The 20,455-nt window shown below is 39.8% G+C and carries 21 protein-coding genes and 1 pseudogene; 3 read left to right on the top strand and 19 right to left on the bottom strand.

What is annotated here, in order from left to right:
* The 9 genes from ACTWQM_RS06620 to ACTWQM_RS06580 all read right to left on the bottom strand — a co-directional run bounded on the left by ACTWQM_RS06620 (nt 1) and on the right by ACTWQM_RS06580 (nt 7,340).
* The gene (locus ACTWQM_RS06620) at nt 1-882 is read right to left on the bottom strand and encodes a glycine betaine ABC transporter substrate-binding protein (protein ID WP_443257389.1); all 882 of its coding nucleotides are present in this window, start codon (nt 880-882) and stop codon (nt 1-3) included.
* Between the two features lie 20 nt (nt 883-902).
* Nucleotides 903-1,733 (bottom strand): ABC transporter permease, encoded by an 831-nt coding sequence (locus ACTWQM_RS06615; RefSeq protein ID WP_443257388.1) that lies wholly within the window; start codon nt 1,731-1,733, stop codon nt 903-905.
* Nucleotides 1,730-2,929 carry a quaternary amine ABC transporter ATP-binding protein gene (locus ACTWQM_RS06610; RefSeq protein WP_443257387.1) on the bottom strand — a complete coding sequence of 400 codons (1,200 nt, stop codon included), beginning with the start codon at nt 2,927-2,929 and terminating at the stop codon, nt 1,730-1,732. The genes ACTWQM_RS06615 and ACTWQM_RS06610 overlap by 4 nt, the downstream gene beginning before the upstream one ends.
* A gap of 25 nt (nt 2,930-2,954) precedes the next feature.
* Nucleotides 2,955-3,413 carry a thioesterase family protein gene (locus tag ACTWQM_RS06605; protein ID WP_443257386.1) on the bottom strand — a complete coding sequence of 153 codons (459 nt, stop codon included), beginning with the start codon at nt 3,411-3,413 and terminating at the stop codon, nt 2,955-2,957.
* A gap of 14 nt (nt 3,414-3,427) precedes the next feature.
* Nucleotides 3,428-4,402, bottom strand: coding sequence for an L-carnitine dehydrogenase (locus ACTWQM_RS06600; RefSeq protein WP_443257385.1), 975 nt, complete (start codon nt 4,400-4,402; stop codon nt 3,428-3,430).
* 13 nt (nt 4,403-4,415) lie between these two features.
* Nucleotides 4,416-5,294 (bottom strand): 3-keto-5-aminohexanoate cleavage protein, encoded by an 879-nt coding sequence (locus ACTWQM_RS06595; protein WP_443257384.1) that lies wholly within the window; start codon nt 5,292-5,294, stop codon nt 4,416-4,418.
* Between the two features lie 217 nt (nt 5,295-5,511).
* Nucleotides 5,512-6,036 carry a TetR/AcrR family transcriptional regulator gene (locus ACTWQM_RS06590; protein WP_443257383.1) on the bottom strand — a complete coding sequence of 175 codons (525 nt, stop codon included), beginning with the start codon at nt 6,034-6,036 and terminating at the stop codon, nt 5,512-5,514.
* A 371-nt stretch (nt 6,037-6,407) separates the two neighbouring features.
* Nucleotides 6,408-6,821, bottom strand: a complete 414-nt coding sequence (locus ACTWQM_RS06585; RefSeq protein ID WP_443257382.1) for a putative immunity protein — start codon at nt 6,819-6,821, stop codon at nt 6,408-6,410.
* Between the two features lie 99 nt (nt 6,822-6,920).
* Complete coding sequence (locus ACTWQM_RS06580; protein WP_443257381.1) at nt 6,921-7,340, bottom strand: pyridoxamine 5'-phosphate oxidase family protein; 420 nt, start codon at nt 7,338-7,340, stop codon at nt 6,921-6,923.
* 174 nt (nt 7,341-7,514) lie between these two features.
* On the opposite strand from ACTWQM_RS06580, the gene ACTWQM_RS06575 reads away from it, so the two are divergent.
* Together ACTWQM_RS06575 and ACTWQM_RS06570 are read left to right on the top strand one after the other, a co-directional pair.
* The gene (locus tag ACTWQM_RS06575; protein ID WP_443257380.1) at nt 7,515-8,669 is read left to right on the top strand and encodes a DUF3137 domain-containing protein; all 1,155 of its coding nucleotides are present in this window, start codon (nt 7,515-7,517) and stop codon (nt 8,667-8,669) included.
* A 15-nt stretch (nt 8,670-8,684) separates the two neighbouring features.
* Nucleotides 8,685-9,254 (top strand): LemA family protein, encoded by a 570-nt coding sequence (locus tag ACTWQM_RS06570; RefSeq protein ID WP_443257379.1) that lies wholly within the window; start codon nt 8,685-8,687, stop codon nt 9,252-9,254.
* Nucleotides 9,255-9,521: 267 nt separating this feature from the next.
* On the opposite strand, the pseudogene ACTWQM_RS06565 reads toward ACTWQM_RS06570, so the two are convergent.
* From ACTWQM_RS06565 to sda, 8 genes and pseudogenes are all read right to left on the bottom strand, one after another.
* Nucleotides 9,522-9,742: pseudogene (locus tag ACTWQM_RS06565) on the bottom strand (hexameric tyrosine-coordinated heme protein).
* 125 nt (nt 9,743-9,867) lie between these two features.
* Nucleotides 9,868-11,151, bottom strand: coding sequence for a GntP family permease (locus ACTWQM_RS06560; protein ID WP_443257378.1), 1,284 nt, complete (start codon nt 11,149-11,151; stop codon nt 9,868-9,870).
* A 36-nt stretch (nt 11,152-11,187) separates the two neighbouring features.
* Nucleotides 11,188-12,366 (bottom strand): thiolase family protein, encoded by a 1,179-nt coding sequence (locus ACTWQM_RS06555; protein WP_443257377.1) that lies wholly within the window; start codon nt 12,364-12,366, stop codon nt 11,188-11,190.
* Nucleotides 12,367-12,451: 85 nt separating this feature from the next.
* The gene (locus tag ACTWQM_RS06550) at nt 12,452-13,231 is read right to left on the bottom strand and encodes a 3-hydroxybutyrate dehydrogenase (RefSeq protein ID WP_443257376.1); all 780 of its coding nucleotides are present in this window, start codon (nt 13,229-13,231) and stop codon (nt 12,452-12,454) included.
* An 18-nt stretch (nt 13,232-13,249) separates the two neighbouring features.
* Entirely contained in the window at nt 13,250-13,924 is a 675-nt protein-coding gene (locus tag ACTWQM_RS06545; RefSeq protein ID WP_443257375.1) for a 3-oxoacid CoA-transferase subunit B, read from the bottom strand.
* An 18-nt stretch (nt 13,925-13,942) separates the two neighbouring features.
* The gene (locus tag ACTWQM_RS06540) at nt 13,943-14,638 is read right to left on the bottom strand and encodes a CoA transferase subunit A (RefSeq protein ID WP_443257374.1); all 696 of its coding nucleotides are present in this window, start codon (nt 14,636-14,638) and stop codon (nt 13,943-13,945) included.
* A gap of 218 nt (nt 14,639-14,856) precedes the next feature.
* Nucleotides 14,857-16,221, bottom strand: coding sequence for a sigma-54 interaction domain-containing protein (locus tag ACTWQM_RS06535; RefSeq protein WP_443257373.1), 1,365 nt, complete (start codon nt 16,219-16,221; stop codon nt 14,857-14,859).
* 577 nt (nt 16,222-16,798) lie between these two features.
* Complete coding sequence (sda, locus tag ACTWQM_RS06530) at nt 16,799-16,966, bottom strand: sporulation histidine kinase inhibitor Sda (protein ID WP_443257372.1); 168 nt, start codon at nt 16,964-16,966, stop codon at nt 16,799-16,801.
* Nucleotides 16,967-17,224: 258 nt separating this feature from the next.
* Between sda and ACTWQM_RS06525 the strand changes: the two genes are divergently transcribed.
* Nucleotides 17,225-18,040 carry a helix-turn-helix domain-containing protein gene (locus tag ACTWQM_RS06525; RefSeq protein WP_443257371.1) on the top strand — a complete coding sequence of 272 codons (816 nt, stop codon included), beginning with the start codon at nt 17,225-17,227 and terminating at the stop codon, nt 18,038-18,040.
* A gap of 228 nt (nt 18,041-18,268) precedes the next feature.
* Here the strand turns inward: ACTWQM_RS06525 and ACTWQM_RS06520 are convergent, their stop codons facing one another.
* Together ACTWQM_RS06520 and ACTWQM_RS06515 are read right to left on the bottom strand one after the other, a co-directional pair.
* On the bottom strand, nt 18,269-19,222 hold the full coding sequence (locus ACTWQM_RS06520) for a hydroxyacid dehydrogenase (RefSeq protein ID WP_443257370.1): 954 nt from the start codon (nt 19,220-19,222) through the stop codon (nt 18,269-18,271).
* Nucleotides 19,223-19,420: 198 nt separating this feature from the next.
* Nucleotides 19,421-20,287 (bottom strand): DMT family transporter, encoded by an 867-nt coding sequence (locus ACTWQM_RS06515; protein WP_443257369.1) that lies wholly within the window; start codon nt 20,285-20,287, stop codon nt 19,421-19,423.
* Nucleotides 20,288-20,455 lie beyond the last annotated feature (168 nt).

Below are 20,455 nucleotides of genomic sequence, written 5' to 3'. Positions count from 1 at the left end.
TTATTTACCAAGCATTTTATCCACTTTATCTTGGTTATTATCAATCCAGTTTTGTGCTACTTTCGTTGGATCCATGCCTTCTTCTTCAATCTTAACGATCATGTTCTCAACATCGTCAATTGGAATGCTCCAATTGCTCAAAAACTCATATGCATCCGGGGCATTTTCCTTCAGCTTATTGTTGGTAATAACATGTACAGATGACTTTTCAAAAAATCCTTCTCCATCTTCAAGTATCTTGAGATCAAACTTGTTGAACATCGTGTGTGGGCGCCAGCCGTAAAATACAACCGGTTCTTCATTTTGCATTTTACGCATTGCCTGGGCCATCATTCCGCCTTCAGAAGAATTGATTTGTTTCATGTCAAGTCCGTATCCTTTAATGGCTTCATCAATAACCTTGGTTACACTTGCACCTTCTTCGATGCCAAATAATTTATTATTAAAATCGTCTTCCATTCCTTTTAGGTCACTAATTTTGTTGACATCTTCCATATAAGTTGGAACTACCAGACCGGAAGCTGCTTCAGGATAGCTTACTGCGGTATCTGTGATATCATCTGAATATTTATCTAAATAAATTTGGTGAACAGGCAACCAGGAATCCATAAATACATCAATATCGCCTCTTGAAAGACCAACAAATACACTGCCTGCATCTGCCTGTGTTTCCTCAACCTTATAGCCCATATCTTCTAATAAAATTCGAGCAACCTTTGTTGGAGGAACAGTGCTTGTCCAGGGTGTAACACCAAAAGTAATTGTTTGTTTTTCATCGGAATTTTTACTGTCTGCACTTGCCCCATCACTTGATTCTGATGAACAGCCCACAATCATTAATAGTAATAGCGTTGCAAGTGAACTTAGTAGAATTTTCTTCATTATAATCTCTCCTTGTTGATTTATAGTTTGTTGCCGATGCTTTGTGTTAATCGGTCTAAAATAATTGCTAGTACAACGATTGCTAATCCCGCCGTTAAGCCCAGACCAACATTAACCGTTGATATACCTTTTAATACTTGCGCCCCTAATCCAGGTGCGCCAATCATTGACGCCACAACCGCCATTGATAGTGCCAGCATAATTGTCTGGTTTATCCCAGCCATTATAGTCGGAACTGCCAAAGGTAGCTGTACTTTAAATAATAATTGTTTACGTGTTGATCCAAATGCCCTGGATGCCTCGACAACTTCTTCAGGTACTTGCTTAATTCCTAAACTTGTAAACCTGACTGCAGGTGGTGTAGCAAATACGAAAGTTGCAATCACAGCCGGAACACCACCAAGTCCAAATAACAGAATAGCCGGGATCAAGTAAACAAATATCGGCAGTGTCTGCATGAAGTCTAAAATGGGCCGCGTAATTTGATCTGCAACTTTATTCGTCGCACTGAGTATTCCGAGTGGAACTCCGAGAATGACAGATATGATAGTGGAAACAATTACAATTGCCAGTGTCTGCAGAGATTCAGGCCACAGCCCAACAGAACCCAAGTATAATCCACCAATTAATGTGAACAGGGCCAGCCCCTTACCAGATAGCTTCCATGCAAACAAAATGATGACAATGGTAATAAATTCAGGAGGGATTGCAACCAGAAGATTTGTAACACCTTCCACGAATGATCTCAGGATCATACTGATTTGGTTAAAAAATCCACTCATCTCAGGTAATAGCCAGTCATTTACGAAAGAATTTGTCCATTGCTCTAATGGGAAGTTAAAGTAATTCATGTTGTAACCTCCTCATCTTTTTCTTTACCAAGCACTAATCCGGAAAGAATTGAAACTCTGGAAATGATGCCAAGCAAATGGTTATCCTCCAGTACCACAATCGGATATTTTGCATCGGCTGCAACGCCAAGCAGATCATCCAGCGGTGTATCCGGAGAAGTTGTATGAACATCATTTATCAGAAAATACTCCATAGATATATCCTCTTTATATGCTTTTATCGCATCATCAATCGTCAAAAGTCCTTTGAATTTCTTTTCTTTGTCAACAACAAAAATACTGGATGCTCCAACGTCTTCCATTTTCCGTACTGCCATACGTGGACCATCTTTATAGGACAGCAGTACTTCTGGTTTCCGCATGACATGTGATGCCTCCAATACCTTGGAACGGTCAACATCCTTAACAAATTGTGAAACATAGTCATTTGCCGGATTTTCCAGAATTTCTTCGGCAGTACCAATTTGAACGATTTCGCCATCCTTCATAATTGCAATGCGTTCACCAAGTTTCAATGCCTCATCCAAATCGTGGGTAATAAATAAAACAGTTTTCCCTAACTTGCTCTGCATTTTCAACAGTTCATCCTGCATCTCAGTACGGATAATTGGATCTAATGCACTGAATGCCTCATCCATTAATAGAATATCCGTATCGTTGGTAAGTGCCCGGGCAAGCCCAACACGCTGTTGCATTCCTCCGCTCAGTTCACTTGGCTTACTATTCTCATAACCAGTTAGGCTAACATCCTCAATGGTTTTCATAGCTTTCTCTTTACGCTCTTCTTTGCTGACACCTTGTATTTCCAAACCATAGGCCACGTTGTGCAGTACGGAACGATGTGGAAGCAATCCAAACCGTTGGAAAACCATTCCTAGCTTTTTCCGTCTTGTTTCCATTAGCTGTTTCTTATCCATTTTGGTGACATCCTCACCATCAATCAATACTTCGCCTTTTGTAGATTCTATTAATCTATTGACTAATCTGATTAACGTAGATTTCCCACTTCCGGAAAGACCCATAATGACGAATATTTCTCCAGGCTTTACGGAAAAGGAAGCACGGTTCACACCCACCGTCATGCCTGTTTCTTCTAAAATTTCACCTTTCTTCTTACCATTTTTTAAATGTTTTAGCCCTTGTTGAGGATGAGAACCAAATATTTTTGTTAGATTATTTACCTCTATTTTATTCATATAAATTCTCCTCCTTCTATGCTTTTTATTTCTTTATTCCAATACGTCTTCCAACTTGTTCAGGTGTTTCTAGTTGTTTATGCTCGTCCCATAATTTCCCCATTTCAGTTGCAACCTGCTTAGGAAATGGTGCTGGTCTTTCCTGCTGCGTATCCATTCCCATCAGCATCTGCTCACTAGTTGCAAGTAAAACACCATTATCGTTTTTCATTTCAAAAAACACGTGGACTCTTTTGCTGTCAATATCCAACAATTGAATAGAAACAATAAGTTTTTCATCCTGATGCGCTTCCTTGAGATAGCAAAGATGTGTTTCTAGCGTGAAAATCGTATAGGACAGGTTAGTTCGTCCATCTTCATCCAATCCTATAAAATCCATAAACCGGTCAACGGCAATGCTAAATACGTTCGCATAGGCAGAGTCATTCATGTGACCGTTATAATCAACCCAATCAGTACGGACAGAATCCTGGTAACTAAACATGATCATGCTCCTCTCTATTTTCCACTCGCAGTAAGACCTTTCGATTCAGGCCAATATTCTTCAACAAGATCAATAAGCTTCACCAAAAATTCATCCCGTTTATCTTCCAATTCTGCAACAGACTTATCCCCAGCATGCGTTTCGCAGCCTTCAACAACCTTTTCTTTCAATTCATCAGTTAATTCAGGTGCTTCCAATTTTGTCCATGGAAGTTTTAACGTTGGACCGAATTGCTCCAGCATGTGGCGCATTCCCTGCTCTCCACCTGCCAAATGGAATGTCAGGAATGGGCCCATCTGTGCCCAGCGTAAGCCTGCACCGTACACTATTGCTGCATCAACTTCTTCAGTTGTCGCAATGCCATCGTTAACTAGATGCAAGGCTTCGCGCCACAGTGCTTCCATTAAACGGTCTGCTACATGCCCTTCAATTTCTTTTTGAACCACCAATGGTTTCATTTCTGCAGATTCATAGAATTTTGCAGCCTTATCAATTGCCGTCTTGTCTGTTAATTGTCCTCCGACAAGTTCGACAAGCGGCAGGATATGAACTGGATTAAAGGGATGTGCAACGATTAAACGCTCAGGATGTTTTAAATTTTCCTGTAATGTACTTGGTTTAATACCGGATGTACTAGACCCGATAATCGCATCTGGTTTTGCATATTGATCAATTGATTCCAGTACGCTTTTTTTCAAATCTTCTCGTTCCGGAACGTTTTCCTGAATCAAATATGCATCTTTAACTGCTTCTTGCACGGTAGGAACGAATGTTAAGCGATCAGGTGATGCACCATCAGCAAGGCCAATTTTCTCCATTGACTCCCACGCACGTTTAATACTTTGGTGGGTACGTTCTTCTGCGCCCTCTGCCGGGTCAAATGCAACTACATCATAACCTTTAGCTAAAAATCGGGTGATCCATCCGTTACCGATTACCCCTGTTCCTATGACAGCTAGTTTTTCTATTCGTTGTTCGTTTTCATGCATCGTCATTTCCTCCTCAAGGGGTTCTTAAACCATATTGAAGGCGTGCTTCTTCTGGTTTCATAATTTCAATATTATTTGCCTGCAGCATGTTTACTGCTTTTTCAACAAGTTGATCGTTACGTGCAAAAACACCTTTTTCTAGATATAAATTGTCCTCAAGACCCACACGGACATTACCGCCACGGATTGCAGTCTCTTCTGCTATTGGAAGCTGCATGCGTCCAATTCCAAATGCTGACCAATGCGCATTTTCCGGCAGACGACTTTTCAAATAGTTAATTGTCTCTATATCTGCAGCCGCCCCCCAAGGGATACCTAGGCAGAATTGAAGCATTGGGTCACCATCAATAAGTCCTTCTTTTACTAATTGATTGGCAAAACGAAGATGTCCTGTATCAAAGCATTCCAGTTCAGGCTTCACACCACTTTGCTGGACAAGTTTCGCCTGCTCTCTTAGCCAATCAGTTGGACTCATATAAATCATGTTGCCAAAATTAGTAGTGCCGCAGTCGAGTGTGCACATTTCCGGCAGCAATTCTCCTACCGGTTTATGACGTTGTTCAGGTGTTTGAATGTCTGTACCGTCACCACCAGCGGCTGGCGTGTCTAAACTCGGAATGAAGTCACCGCCACCACCTGACGTGATGTTAATGATTACATCTGTTTCAGATTCGCGAATACGATCAACAATTTCACGGTAATGATCAACTTGATGACTTATACCACCAGTTTCAGGATTACGGGCATGAATATGGGCTACTGTTGCCCCAGCTTTAGCAGACTCAATAGCCGCTTCAGCAATTTCTTTAGGTGTTACTGGAACATGGCTGCTTTTTCCCGTTGTATCACCAGCACCAGTTATAGCTGCAGTTAACATGACTTTATTACTCATCAAATTCTCCTTTATGTAAAATGTTTTAGTTGTTCTTTTAATACTGTACCATCCGGACGGTTTATAATCACAAGTGATACTATACCATCTGGACGGTTTGTTTGCAACCGGATAATTAGAAAAAATTTGTCGAATTATCTTTGGAAGAAAGCAAAAAAAAACCTAAAACCCTTAATATAACCGGGTTTTAGGTTTTTTAAAATTTAGAAGAAAAGGCTTATTCTTTGGAGTCGTTCGCCCATTCAATTAATCTCTTATATACAATCTCTTTTTTCTCTTCGCCAATATGATATATATCAAAAAGTTCTGCCAACCATATTCCATCCGTAGCCAATCGAATAATGGTTGCCTTGGTCGGGTCAATCCCATCGTTTTCTATCTCTTCCTGCCACTCAGAATACAAATCACGAATTGGATCCAGTAATTTTTCATTAACAGCTTTAGCAGCTAATAATCCTGAGTTCATATCTTTATTCTGATATGTCTGATTAAATGTGACATCAACATAGGAACGTGTCCATTTCCCATTGTCATTTGGATCAGCGGTGACATTATCAGCTATTTTCTCCCGATAATTATTCGTAAGGTGATCCACCATTCCCTTAACCAAAGCTTCTTTTGAGGGAAAATGATAAAGCAAGCCACCCTTACTTATACCTGCCTCTTTAGCTGCAGCCTCCAGCGTTAAATCAAAGATACCGTGCTTGCTGACAACCCTTGAGGCAGCATTTAGGATTTCCATTTTTCTCGAATTTCGACCCATTCCATTCACCTTTTTCATTAATTGACTTACTCATGCCCTTTACTATACCATCCAGACGGTTTTATTGCAATCATGCAAATGGAAAAATATAGTTGTTATGCTCAAAGACTTCCCCGGTAAAGTATGTCCAATCCAAACCACAATGTGAATCCTCATTCCGCTAAATGCTCGAAAGGCTGCTCTAAAAGGGATGCGGCGGATCCTCATTCCGTTAATTGTACAAATTCAATGGAAAATAGGGCTTAAAAAGACAAATAGCGGAATGAGGATCCTAACCTATGCTCGAAACAGGGTTTTTGTAACGAATAACGGAATGAGGAATCATGAGAGGGGTTTTGGTTTCCAATGTGCTACTTAAGATCATCCATCAATTCAAATAAATGCTGATATTGCCAGGCGCGTTCATTATTATTAGCTTTGGCAGCATAATTCGCAGCATGGACTGCGTGACCGGCAACGTGGGCGGTTGCTGCAGCATGACCGGTAGCACGAGCAACTGCACGGGCTTCGTCTTCTTTAGCATCACGTGCTGCAGCGTGTGCAGCAAATGCAGCAGAACGAGCTTCATTTACTGATAGTTCACCACGTATCCATGCACGTCCTGCTTCTACTGCTTTTCTTGGTCGGCTGTCATGAGGGTGCTCATCTTCAAAGAAAAACAGTACATGTTCCGCACAGTCAGCAGCCCAAATGTCTAATGTTCTGTGGTCCATCTTGCTCGTAAATGATACTATCTCCTTTTTCATGTCACTATCAGCTTCCATTATTAACCCTCCAATTCCAGCCTGTTACCTTATTTAAATCTATTGTCAGCATTGAAAAAACGCAAGCTATACCACAGTTAATTAGCTTGCGTTTTCGCTTTATAATTCCAGCACTTTAGGCGCTTTGCCTTTTTTATTCATTAACCGAATTTGAATTGGCTCAATCTCAAGTACAATGAAATTTGGGTCCTCTGGTCCATCAAAATAATGCTTCATATCTTCAATCCACAGCTGTTTTTTTAGCTCTTCGGAATTTCTGATGGTAGCCTTTCCTTCGTATTCCACATATTCATCACCAAACCCTTCGCCATCATATCCGAGTAGAATGTGTGTGAAAGGGTTTTTTTCAACTTCTTCGGTTTTATGTGTTTTTTTACTTGTTGCTGTATAAAGCTTCAGGTTTTCATGAAAAAAAGTCATATACCTGGAATGCGGTTTATCATCTTGTACCGTAGCCATCGGCCCGACATGACTATCCTGAAGTATTTTTTCAACATTTACTTTAATAGCATCACTCAATGAAATTCACTCCTTTTTCAAATTTTCTGCATGGTTAACTTATATGGAAAAATAACACACTCTTCATTTTGTGCTGTTGGCTGAAATTGTATACCAGAGTATAATATACGTTTTTATTTTCCCTCTGTATGATGTAGTTATAGATATGTCACCTATAAACGAGGGGAATGTACTGTGAAAAAGATTTCGAAAACCAGAGAAGAGTTCGATCAATTTTATGAAGAGGAAATAAAGGGTGAAATTGAAACGTTAGAAGCGAACAGAAATAATTTAAAAAAGAGGCGTAATAAACAAGCCAAAATAACTGCAGTAGCTGCGTTAATTCCTATTGTGTTTGGCCTGATTTTCTCAGACTACTTCATTGCGTTTTTTATTGCAACATTTGTCGTACTTATTATTGGATTTAGTAAGCTATCCAAAACATACAAGTCATTCGAAGGCGTCATGAAGCAACGAATTGTACGTAAGGTTGTAACATTTATTAATCCCGAGTTTCAATACGCACCAGAAAAACATATACCTAAAGAAACATTTTTAGATACGAGGGTTTTCCCAAAGAAACCAGATAAATATCTGGGGGACGATTTAATTTGGGGAAGTGTCTATGATCAGGATCAGCCTGAAACCGAGAAGGAACATGAATTATCAGCACAAACTGCTACACCAGAAAATATTAAACAGGTTACTTCCAGCCTGGAACGAAATGTGGGAGATTCACAACCGGAAGATATCCCCAAAACAGATATCGCTTTTTCCGAAGTGACAGCTATAGACGCATGGTCAGATACCGATGGACACCCACAAGAAACCGTCATTTTTCAAGGATTATTCTTTGATGTTGATTTTAATAAAGATTTTCAAGGAACTACTGTCATTGCACCAAGAAAAGATCTATTTTTCGACTTTAAAAAACTGGACATATTTCATAAGCAGCCTAAGCTTGAGGAAATCGAGCTTGACAACGTGGAATTTAATGAACGATTTGCAGTTAAGACTACAGATGAAGTTAAAGCACGCTATATTTTAACACCGGGCTTTATGGAAAAAATGTTAGCCTTGGCAGATGGAGCAAAAGAAAGGTCAAAAGAGCGTATACCGAATCAGCACTTAAAAATCGTCGCTAAAACTATTGAAAAGATTGTTCCTTATTTTTCATTTAAAGATGGGAAAATGTATTTCTTATTAAACACGCTCCAGGACCATTTCGAATTTAATATCGACAAGAAGGCTGACAAGGAATCGATTTATAATTATTTTGAAGATATTAACCAGGCATTAATGCTAGTGGAAGAATTAGATTTGAACCTAAAGCTATGGAATAAGACGTAAATGGGGTGATTAGTTATGACGATTTTTATAATCATTGGTGTAATTGCACTGTTTCTTCTCTATATCATTATCACATACAATAACGTTAAAAAAGGCGCAGTAAAAGTGGAACAATCCTTTTCCAATATGGATGTACTCTTACAAAATCGGGCAGATGAAATTGTTAATTTAATTTCAACGACGAAAAGTGCTGTGGAAAATGAGAAAGAATTACTTGAAGAAGTGACCGCTTTACGTTCACAGGTGAATCGCAATTCAACTAAAAATGTGGAAGAAAAATTGGCAGATTCCCAACGCTTAGAAGGTTCTGTCAACACCCTGTTAGGCAGACTGGAAGCGTATCCCGACATTAAATTCACCTCTCAATATAATCACTTGCAAAATCGAATTACAAATATTGAAGAAAATATACAGGCACAACGAAGAACTTTTAATGCCAGAGTAGCAGACTTCAATGCCTATCTCGTAACATTTCCAAGAAACATCATCGCATCTATCTTTAATTTCAGCCAAAAACCATCATTTGAAGTAACAGACCAATCCAAAAAAGAAAACCCTGACGTAGGTGCAATGTTTGAAGAATAAGGGACATGAGGGACAGGTTCCTTGTCCCGCTCAACAGAAAAGCCTGGCATGACGGACAATACTAATATCCGGTTACCAGGCTTTTTTTCATAGGTTAATAGATACTAATTAAACTTAGGATTTGGACCGTATTTATTCTCATATAAATCACTATCCAGACACATGAAAATTAATAAAACAATTGCCCCTGCCACAGTTTCAAAAAATACCTTAACTGCAAGAGAAAGGACCGAGCAAAAAGCCGCCCGGTCCTTAAATATATTGTTCTTATTTCCAATAGTTATTTACTGCAGCAACTGTCTGATAATGTATTGCAATAACTTGTGAAGCCATTGTTAAACTATCAGCGCTTTCTGCGTATTCCTTAGTTTTTCACGAACCTCTGGAGAAGTCTGGGTGTACCCCACACCTTTTCTGGAAATTGTGATCGCAAGTTCGAACCCTTCTTGAGGTGTATCTGTTTTTAAACTTGTGAGCCAATCTGCCATAAATATCATCTTCTTGTCCTTTTCCAAAAATATACATTATTTAGAAGAAAATACCAATTAAAGAAACTTACCCTCTTCTAGTTCGGAAGCATTCTGGGACAATAAACCTGTCCCCATTGTCCCGCCTAGAAGATTCCGATTGTGGCTAGTAGGATTACTACGAGTACGGATATTACTGGGATTAATACTGCAACGACAAATAAGTCTTTATAGCTGTCTTTGTGTGTCATTCCTGTTATGGCGAATAATGTTAGTACTGCTCCGTTATGTGGGAGGGCATCAAGTCCGCCTGACGAAAGTGATGCAATCCGGTGAAACTGCTCAGGATCTATCCCTGTATTCTGGGATATTTGATAATATTTATCTCCAAGAGCTTCCAAAGCTATTCCCATACCACCTGAAGCTGAACCTGTAGCACCAGCAAGTATATTAACAGCAATTGCTTCAGAGATTAATGGATTCCCTTTTACTCCCATTAGCAGTTCAGTTAACCGTTCAAATCCGGGAACAGCCCTAACTACTGTACCAAATCCTACTGCGGCACTAGTATTAATTATCGCTGTTACAGAACCAACCGCTCCGGCATTAATTGTCTTTACAAATCCTTTAAATTTCGAAATATTAAGCGCCATAATTAATATAATTCCTGCTATCAGCGCCACTACAACGTCCCACCCAAATACATTCAAGGTAATAAGTACAGTTAAAAGTGGTAATATCGATAACAAAAATGAAGGTGTATCCCCTTCTACATTGATAAATTTGTTATCCTTTGGCTCCGTAAATACTTCTCCTTTCGCTGTCATCTTTTTTTCACGCCAGCGTAAGTACAAGTAACCACCAACAGCCATTACTATCCCTGCAACTATCCCCATAACTGGAGCTGCCATCGCATCCGTATGAAAATAATCCATCGGAATCAGATTTTGTATCTGTGGTGTTCCGGGTATTGCTGTCATGGTAAATGTAAATGCACCAAGCGCAACTGTTGCTGGTATTAATTTTCTGCTGATATTGGCTTCACGGAATAGTGTTAACGCAAGAGGATAAACAGCAAAAACAACTACGAATAAACTCACGCCTCCATATGTTAATACTGCTGCTGAAACCAACACACCCAATATCGCACGCTGCGTGCCAATAACTTTAGTGAACGCAACTGCAACTGATCTAGCCATCCCTGTATCTTCCATTAACTTACCAAATACTGCCCCAAGCATAAATACAGGGAACCAGTCTTTTGCGAACGAGACAAATCCACCCATATATGTGTCTTTGTATGCCTCGAGAATATCCAAACCACCTGTAATTGCCACTACGCCGGCAGCAATTGGCGCTACCCATATAATCGACCAACCCAGATATGCTAATACCATTAATACGACAAGTCCTAATAAAATACCAAACATTCAAAAACCCCTCCTAGAAATATAAACCATTAAATTTTATGTTGCTTCTACAACCATAGCGATTCCTTGGCCGCCACCAATACATAAAGAAGCTATTCCATATTTTTTATTTCTTCTCTGTAATTCTTTGATAACGGAATAAAGCACTCGTGTACCGCTGGCGCCAATTGGATGCCCTAGCGCTATAGCTCCACCATTGACATTCACTTTTCCCCGATTAAGACCTAACTCTTTTTCAACAGCCAGATATTGGGCTGAAAATGCTTCATTTACTTCTATTAAATCAATTTCATCTAAAGATAAATTCGAGTTTGCCAAGGCTTTCTTAATAGCAGGTACAGGTCCAATGCCCATATAGGCTGGGTCAACACCGCCTACACCCCAAGAGATAATCTTGGCGATTGGGGTTGCCTTGTTTTCCTGCACAAACTTCTCGTCTGCCAAAACCACTGCCCCAGCACCATCATTTATTCCGCTGGCATTTCCGCCAGTTACCGTGCCATCCTTTTTAAAGGCAGGTTTTAACTTAGCAAGTTTTTCGGTGCTTGTATCTTCACGGATCTGCTCGTCATCTTCAACAAGAGCAGTACCTTTTCTAGATTTCACCTCAACTGGTGTGATTTCTTCAGCAAACTTCCCCTTCTCTCTCGCCTCTGCGGCCCGCTGATGGCTTAAGTAAGCGTATTCATCTTGGTCCGCGCGAGATATAGAGTATTTTTCAGCAAGATTTTCTGCCGTTACGCCCATACCACCGCCAATGTATTCATCGGTCAAAGCAGCCCAGAGCATGTCATCGATTTGCGGTGTTCCAAGTTTTGCTCCAAAGCGACTCCCTCTCAGCGCATAAGGTGATAGACTCATGCTTTCAACACCACCAGCAAGCGCCACTTGACCTTCTCCAAGCATGATCGATTGAGCCGCAGAAACTACCGATTGTAACCCTGATCCACACAAGCGATTTACTGCAAGAGCTGGACTTGCATGTGGGATACCAGTTTTTAAGGAAACATGCCTAGCGAGATATGGTGCATTTTTGGACGAGTGAATAACATTTCCCATCACGGTTAAGTCGATATTTTCAGGACTTATCCCACTGCGTCTGATTGCTTCCTTGCTCGCTGTTACACCAAGATCCGTTGGGTCACTGTCTTTAAGACCTCCTCCAAAACTTCCAAATGGAGTCCGGGCACCTTCTAAAATATATACATCGTTCATCTTCTCACTCCTCATAGATTAGCAGATTCTAATTATCGAGCTGTGTATGATTGTCCGGGACAAGGGACCTGACCCCACGTCCCTTCTATTGAGCTGTGTAGCCTCCATCTAATACAACTGCCTGGCCTGTTACACCTTTTGCTTTGTCACTGGCAAGGAACATTGTGTAATCAGAGATTTCCTTAACAGATAACAGGCGTTTCTGTGGTACCAGCGGATAAATAACATCCTCTAACACCTTCTCGAGCGAAACATTTCGGTTACCTGCCAAATCTTCAAGCTGATTTCGGACAAGCGGGGTATCAACATAACCCGGGCATACAGCATTAACCGTAATTCCGTGTTCTGCACCCTCTAATGCGGTAACTTTTGTTAGCCCAATCACGCCATGTTTTGAACTGTTATAAGCGGCTTTTCCAGCAAAACCAATCAACCCATTAATTGATGCCATATTTAAAATTCGGCCAAATCCTTGTTTCTTCATGATTGGAAATACATGTTTTGTTGCCATAAATGGTGCAACGAGCATAACCTTCGTAATGAACTCAAATTTTTCAGTTGGAAAGTCTTCAATTGATGCAACATGCTGTAACCCGGCATTGTTAATCAGGACGTCAATTCTGCCATAACGTTCAACCGTTTTATCAATGGCAGAAGTGAGCTCATCTTCATTTGTTACATCACACTTAATTCCAAAGCAGTCATGCCCTTGTTTACTCAGTTTTTCCGTAACTTCATTTACTTTTGCTTCGTTAATATCTGAAAAAACAACTTTTGCTCCATTTTCAACAAAGTCAACGCCAATCTCGTACCCTATTCCACTTGCTGCACCTGTAATAAAAACGACCTTGTTATCTACTAACATCTGAACCCCTCCATTTTCTTATAGTGATGCCGCTTTCAAATTTTCACTTACAATAAGTTCTGCTTCTGTAGACTGAACAACTTCCTCAACTGTCCAGCCATTCGTTACCTCTATAAGTTCCAAACCAGCACCAGTAACATCAATTACCGCTCGATCGGTTATAATTCGGTTAACCACACCTTTTCCTGTTAACGGAAGTGTGCACGCTTTTAATATTTTCGGCTGACCATGCTTATTGACATGATCCATGATAATAACAATTTTTTTAGCCCCATGGACAATATCCATTGCGCCACCCATTCCTTTGATCATTTTTCCTGGGATCATCCAATTAGCCAAATCCCCTGTTTCCGAGACTTCCATGCCTCCGAGAATGGCAAGATCAAGATGTCCCCCGCGAATCATGCCAAAAGATTCCGCACTGCTAAAATAAGATGCACCTAATGAAGCTGTCACAGTTTCTTTTCCAGCATTTATCAAATCAGGATCAACTTCTTCCTGTGATGGTGATCTGCCAATCCCAAGCAAGCCATTCTCTGACTGAAGAACAACTTCTTTACCTTCTTGGATATAATTTGCAACCATTGTAGGCATGCCAATTCCTAAATTCACATATGAACCGCTTACAATTTCCTGCTCCGCACGCTTTGCAATGTTTTCACGGATTGTGGCTTTATCGGCTTGGTTTGTCATAAATCATTTCCCTCCTTCTTACGCTTGTTTTCTTAATGTTAAACGCTCAATGCGCTTCTCTTGCTTGCCTTCAATTAAACCTTGCACATAAATGCCTGGGGTGTGAATGTGGTCTGGGTCAAGATCGCCCGGCTCAACAAGCTGCTCAACTTCAGCAATTGTTACCTCTCCCGCTGCAGCAATTGATGGACTAAAGTTTCGGGCTGTTTTGTTGTATACAAGGTTTCCGTTTTTGTCTCCTTTTGCTGCCCGGACAAGACTGAAATCTGCCTTCAGCGCTGTTTGAAGCAAGTACTCTTTGTTATCAAACGTTCGTACTTCCTCACCTTCAGCAAGTGGGGTCCCCACTCCTGCTGGTGTATAAAATGCAGGAATTCCAGCTCCGCCTGCACGAATTCTTTCTGCTAATGTGCCTTGAGGAACAAGCTCAATCTCTAAATCTCCTGATAAAACCTGTCGTTCGAATTCCTTGTTTTCCCCAACATACGAGCCAATCATTTTATCAATCTGTTTATTTTTCAGCAGCAGGCCAAGCCCCCAATCATCAACACCGCAATTGTTGGATATAACTGTCAAGTGCTTCACGTTTGATTCTACTAATGCCAGTATCAGATTCTCAGGGATTCCGACAAGGCCAAATCCGCCAGCCATAATCGTGGAACCATCCTGAATGTCCTTAACTGCTTCCTTAAATGATGTATAGGTATTTTTCATCTTTTACACTCCTCTCACCTTTATATAAGCAAAAAGTATGCCAACTTTAGTTATCCTTTGAAAATGTCATAATATCGACTTTTTTAGCTTGAACGAAAAAAATCCATATTCCAATTTTACGGAAAATGGATTTAAATTCTTATTCAATAGTAATGTAAGCCCTTACTTATTATAGCGTTTCCACGAATACGGAATACTTTTCCGAAATCATGGAAAGATTATATTCCGTATTTTTTTATCTTATCGTACAATTTCGATTTGCCGATTCCCAGCAGTTTTGCAGCTTTTAACTTATCCCCATTGGCTTTTCTTAAACTTCTTTCGATTGTTTGTTTCTCTGTGTTATTCAAAATTTCCTTTAACGTACCATTCTGTTGCAGAGAATAGGAATTGGGCCGGATGCGATCTGGTAAGTCTTCCAATTTAATAATTTCTGTATTCGTTAAATGGACCGCCGATTCAATGACATTTTCCAACTCCCTAATATTCCCCGGCCATTGGTATGTCATAAAGCAATCCAATACCAACTGGTCAAAGTCGATAACCCGTTTGCCTGAGCGCTCTGTAACTTTAGTAAGAATATATTTGGATAAAACCCGTAAATCCTCTGTTCGTTCTCGAAGTGGAGGGATCTGAACCTGTACAACATTTATCCGGTAAAATAAATCGTCTCGGAAGCGCTGCTCTTCGATTAATTTTTCCAGGGACTGATTTGTGGCAGCTATAATCCGCACATCTATCTTCTGTGTATCATTTGCCCCAAGCGCTTCAACTTCTCCTTCTTGTAAAACCCTTAAAATCTTTACTTGGGCACTTAATGGCATGTCACCAATTTCATCTAAAAAAACGGTACCACCATCAGCAAGCTGAAACTTACCTAATTTGCCACCTTTTTTAGCTCCTGTAAAAGCACCTTCTTTATAGCCGAATAATTCCGATTCCAGTAAATGTTCAGGTATCGCTGCACAGTTAACTTTAATAAAAGGTTTACCACTTCGTTCACTCAAGTGATGAATACTGTGCGCAAACAATTCTTTACCAGTTCCACTCTCACCTCTGAGTAATACGGAAACATCGCCAGGCGAAACTTTTTTTATTTTATTTTTCAGTTCATTCATTTGCGGGGAACTACTTACAATATCATGAAGCGAGTATGTTGTTCCATGCTGATTTTTCAATTGACTGCGATAATGTTCCAGTTCCAGCAATAAATCCTTAATATGGCTGTTCATCTTTTTCCATTCTTTTGTATCACGAAACAGGACCGTTCCAACGGCGCCAACTACTTCCCCGTCAGAACGTACAGGAATCCGATTTGCGATCATATGATTACCACGGATATATTGAAGATCAGCAATTTCTTCCTTTCCGGATTTGGCAACTATATGCATTCTGCTATTTTCAATGACATCTGTAACATGTTTGCCAATTGCTTCTTGTTTATTTGTTTCAAGAAAATCACAATACGTATTATTCATGTATGTTATCAAGCCATCACCATCTACTACAACAAAACAATGGTAAGCGTTCTCAAAAACCGTTTCAAAAATCTCTTCTTTATATTTATCTGCTAAATGATGCAATGTAACACCCCTCCACACGTTATATTTATTATAACAAAAAGAATAAGAAGGTATGTAGGATCCTATTGAGAAAAATTCTTGAGCGCTGTGAGATTCTTGCTCACCTAAGGATGGCTGGCGGGTCTCATCTGGAAAAACAAGGAGGGCACTAAATAACTAAGAGGATGAAGTACTGCCACTTAAAATGAGCCTCCACCAAATAATCGAAGTGAATCCTCATTCCGCTAAATAGCAGAAAAGGGGCTCTGAGAGGGGTGAGACGGATCCTCGTTCCGCTAAATGCAGAAAATCAGCCAAAAACGGGGCAGAATTAACAAATAGCGGAACGAGGATCCGAACCCGAGCTTAAAATGAGGGTTTTTAAGGAATAACGGAATGAGGATCCGCCAAACAGTTGAAGTGGATCCTCATTCCGTTCCTCGAAGCAAACAACTAGTCCCAAGGCAGAGTGTATTCCAGCTGTGTGGCCAAAGAGCCAGGCACACTTTGCACTTCAAATCGGTTACCCCTAATTTGTGTTGCCACTTAAATCAATAGCAATAATTTTTTAGAAAACAACGATTAAAAAAGTTATAGTTTATTCCGCTGTCATTTCGGTTAGTAACTGTGTTTCGTAATTTCTGAAAGTAATACCCCTTCTATCCAGCTCATTCATTAATAACTCAAGAAAATCTTTTTCCAGCTTTAGCCTTAACGCCTTCTTATATGCGTTTAATAGCGCTTCGTCACTTAAATACATCATCATTTTAATACCCCTATTTTTAATTATATTTTTTCTATCAAATATAAAATCAGAATTTTCATGGTATAATATAACTTAGTAAATATCTATCTTTTTAATCTAGCGATCTCTGTCTCTTTATTTAACATAATAAATGTTACCTACAGGATGCTTTCAAATCAAGGTAAAAAGCGAAATGTGTCGAATTGCCACAAATAAAGGCATATTAATCAAAATGGTTATAGTATTAAAAACTTGAACATTAAGACTGGAGGGGGAGTTATGAGGAGAGAATGGTTAATCCGGCTTCGGAAGTCAAAACAATTCACGCAGGAAAAAGTGGCTTTGGATGCTTATATTGATAGGGCATTTTATTCACAAATTGAAACTGGAAAACGTAACCCCAGTTTTGACATTGCTCATAACATCGCAAAAGTTTTAAATTTTGATCCCATGATATTCTTTCAGGATACGCTTAATATTGAACAGAGTTCCCCTTCTTATCGTCATATACCTGAATATTTCAGGAGCTTGAATAGAGGAGATATACTGTACCTCTTTACTAATTTCGATAACTACCTTGAACATGTAATAACATTCCTTATTACGGGTGTTCAAAAAGATAATTATTGTATTATCATCGAGCAAAATAGGAACTACATACAGATTCAGCAACGATTGGAAAATTTCTTATCGAAGAGTGAAATAGAAGCTTATATTTATTTTATTGACCAGGAAGAAATCCTTCAGCGTGAACCTAAGGATATTGTGGATATATTTCGTAAATTACAGGATTTATTTGAAGAAAAAAACCCTGTACGTATATGGATGGTTGAAGAGCAATATACCGAAAATGATTGGATTGCGGAGTTAGGCAATCACCTTAATTTAGAGGAAAATCATAATCTGAAAGTAACTTACAGAAATATATTATTTTTACGTGCTTATGATGCTTCGCAGATTTCAGCAGGTCTGCATATCAAAAAGATGCAATGCTACTCCTATCTTATGACAGATTCTGAAATAGTAAACTCTCCATTTTATCGTTCATGTAATAAATCGTTTGTCTTCCCTTCCCTGTTCATCCAAGAGAGTTAGCAGAATAATAATATGGGAGTAATTTGAAGTTGCCCGTTAGGCGTTTGGTTCCAGATTACTCAAAAGTCAGCTACTATAATATATCAAATGGAAGACCTCCAATACTTTTTATGCATAGAGGAAAAGAGGTCTTTTAAAATGGCAATTATTCAGTTGCTGTATTGAATTCACAGGGGATTGTTTAGCAGCCGATGTCATGTTCTTTCACAAGTTTAGCTATAACGCAAATCATACCACCGAACAAAGAGACTTACCGCCTTCCAGAACTTTCATCACTTCTTTGGCAATCAGCATAGCTGTACGGGATTGCGATTCATCTGTTAAACCGGCAATGTGCGGGGAAAGCTGGATGGATTCAACCTTGGAAAGCGGAGAACCCTTCTGAACTGGCTCTGTTTCCAGCACATCAAGATATGCCCCAGCAATTTCCCCAGATTGTACTGCCTCGACCAAATCCTGCTCGTGTATGATTCCGCCTCTTGCTGAATTAATCACATAAGCATGGTGCTTCATGTATTTAAAATTATCTTTATTGATCATATGTCGCGTTGCTTTTGTCATTGGAACGTGAATCGAAACAAAGTCTGAGTTAGTGAGCAGTTCATCAAGCGTTCCCACCGGATGAACTCCGGTTTCTGTCAGTATATGATCAAATGGTTTAACAAATGGGTCATACCCGATGACATCCATTCCAAAAGCATTGGCCCGTTTGGCAACACGGTGGGCGATTTCACCCATACCGACGAGTCCGAGCGTCTTCCCGTTTAATTCGTATCCGGTAAAAAACTTTCGATCCCAATTACCCTTGCGAACATCAGCATCTGCTTCAGCCAAAGGACGGTAGGCATCCAGCATCGACGCCATCACATACTCTGCAACTGACGTGGCATTCGCATGTACGGCTGGAATGACCGGCATGTTTCTGGCTTTTGCCGCCTCCAGATCAATGTTATCCAGTCCAACACCAAGACGGCCGATGACTCTGGTATTTTTTGCTGCATCAAGCAATTCTGCATCGACCTTTGTTTCATTCCTGACAATGAGTGCATCATAAGCCGGCACCAATTCAAGTAGTTCACTTCTTTTCCGTCCCAATTCCATATCATAATCCACGGAATAGCCATTATACTTGAGCTCTTCTATTCCATCATCCCACATCAACTCGGTTACGAGCACCTTCATGAGCCTTCACTCCCTATGCGAGTAATTTATTATCTATGTATCTGTTCCTAAATTTTGCCTGAAGTAAACTGTTCTAAAGTTCCTACTTGATTATATGCAGGGAAAGGGATAAATAATCTCATCGGACGAAATTAAAAACAGAGCAGCACCATTAATGATACTACTCTGCTTTCAAGCTATTTTTTTTATAAAAATTGACTATTTTGCCTTCTGCATATCCATCCGGTTATTTTTCAGGAACATATAAAAAGATGAACCAAAGATGATGATATACCCAGTCACACTGAATAACGTTGGAATCTGTCCGAATAGAACAATGCTTAATAATGCCGAATAAACGACAGTCGAATAAAAGAAGATTGATATTTCATTGGCTGGTGCAAATTTATAAGCAAGTGTCACTCCAAATTGTCCGACAGTGGCACAGCATCCAGCCAGGATAAGGAACGCCCATTGCTTCATACTCATCGGTTCGTAAAATAGAATTGTGAATGGCAGCAGAACCACTGTTGCAAAAGATGAAAAGTAAAAAACGACGGTATAGTATTTTTCTTTATTTCCCAAAACCCGAAGAAATGTGTAAGCACCAGCTGCGAATACTGCCCCGAGCACACCAATGATGTACGGGAAAATCTCGACCGAAAATTCGGGCTGAATGATAAATAATGCGCCGATAAACGCTACAATTACGGCAAAGACCTGAAACCGGCGAGCGATTTCTTTCAGAAAAATTGCTGAGAATATAATAAGAATGAACGGACTGAGTTTATTCAGCATCTCGGCATCTGATAAAACCAAACGATCAATAGCATAAAAGTTCAAAACGATTCCAACAGTCCCAAGTGCTGAACGGGAAAGCAGAAGCTTCTGATGCTCTTTTTTTCCAAACAGTCTTTCTTTATGATGCAGTACGAATCCTAATGTAATAATAGCAGCTACTATATTGCGAAAAAATGCTTTTTGCGCTGTTGGCAAATCACCGGATAGCTTCACGAAAGCCCCCATAAGTGAAAAACCTAAAGCGGATACCAATAATAATATAATGCCTTTGTTGCGATCAGACATCAGTTGTTCCTCCAATTGCTAAATTCTAAGTCACTTGAACTATGCTATTACAAAACCAGAAGAATGGAAAGAAATCTGTTTAATGAGCGGGGGAATGGCTTTTTGTTGTGGCTATCATTCCTGGATTTGTACTTGGAGCAGGATGCATTTTAACTTAGAGGTAAAAAA

The organism is Virgibacillus sp. L01, assembly GCF_052246775.1.
Taxonomy (GTDB): domain Bacteria; phylum Bacillota; class Bacilli; order Bacillales; family Amphibacillaceae; genus Lentibacillus.
This window is presented reverse-complemented; position numbering and strand designations above follow the sequence as displayed.

Bases quoted from the DNA above. Each gene is read 5' to 3' on its own strand.
- ACTWQM_RS06620 (WP_443257389.1), bottom strand. From the start codon at position 882: ATGAAGAAAATTCTACTAAGTTCACTTGCAACGCTATTACTATTAATG.
- ACTWQM_RS06615 (WP_443257388.1), bottom strand. From the start codon at position 1,733: ATGAATTACTTTAACTTCCCATTAGAGCAATGGACAAATTCTTTCGTA.
- ACTWQM_RS06610 (WP_443257387.1), bottom strand. From the start codon at position 2,929: ATGAATAAAATAGAGGTAAATAATCTAACAAAAATATTTGGTTCTCAT.
- ACTWQM_RS06605 (WP_443257386.1), bottom strand. From the start codon at position 3,413: ATGTTTAGTTACCAGGATTCTGTCCGTACTGATTGGGTTGATTATAAC.
- ACTWQM_RS06600 (WP_443257385.1), bottom strand. From the start codon at position 4,402: ATGCATGAAAACGAACAACGAATAGAAAAACTAGCTGTCATAGGAACA.
- ACTWQM_RS06595 (WP_443257384.1), bottom strand. From the start codon at position 5,294: ATGAGTAATAAAGTCATGTTAACTGCAGCTATAACTGGTGCTGGTGAT.
- ACTWQM_RS06590 (WP_443257383.1), bottom strand. From the start codon at position 6,036: ATGGAAATCCTAAATGCTGCCTCAAGGGTTGTCAGCAAGCACGGTATC.
- ACTWQM_RS06585 (WP_443257382.1), bottom strand. From the start codon at position 6,821: ATGGAAGCTGATAGTGACATGAAAAAGGAGATAGTATCATTTACGAGC.
- ACTWQM_RS06570 (WP_443257379.1), top strand. From the start codon at position 8,685: ATGACGATTTTTATAATCATTGGTGTAATTGCACTGTTTCTTCTCTAT.
- ACTWQM_RS06560 (WP_443257378.1), bottom strand. From the start codon at position 11,151: ATGTTTGGTATTTTATTAGGACTTGTCGTATTAATGGTATTAGCATAT.
- ACTWQM_RS06555 (WP_443257377.1), bottom strand. From the start codon at position 12,366: ATGAACGATGTATATATTTTAGAAGGTGCCCGGACTCCATTTGGAAGT.
- ACTWQM_RS06550 (WP_443257376.1), bottom strand. From the start codon at position 13,231: ATGTTAGTAGATAACAAGGTCGTTTTTATTACAGGTGCAGCAAGTGGA.
- ACTWQM_RS06545 (WP_443257375.1), bottom strand. From the start codon at position 13,924: ATGACAAACCAAGCCGATAAAGCCACAATCCGTGAAAACATTGCAAAG.
- ACTWQM_RS06540 (WP_443257374.1), bottom strand. From the start codon at position 14,638: ATGAAAAATACCTATACATCATTTAAGGAAGCAGTTAAGGACATTCAG.
- sda (WP_443257372.1), bottom strand. From the start codon at position 16,966: ATGATGATGTATTTAAGTGACGAAGCGCTATTAAACGCATATAAGAAG.
- ACTWQM_RS06525 (WP_443257371.1), top strand. From the start codon at position 17,225: ATGAGGAGAGAATGGTTAATCCGGCTTCGGAAGTCAAAACAATTCACG.
- ACTWQM_RS06520 (WP_443257370.1), bottom strand. From the start codon at position 19,222: ATGAAGGTGCTCGTAACCGAGTTGATGTGGGATGATGGAATAGAAGAG.
- ACTWQM_RS06515 (WP_443257369.1), bottom strand. From the start codon at position 20,287: ATGTCTGATCGCAACAAAGGCATTATATTATTATTGGTATCCGCTTTA.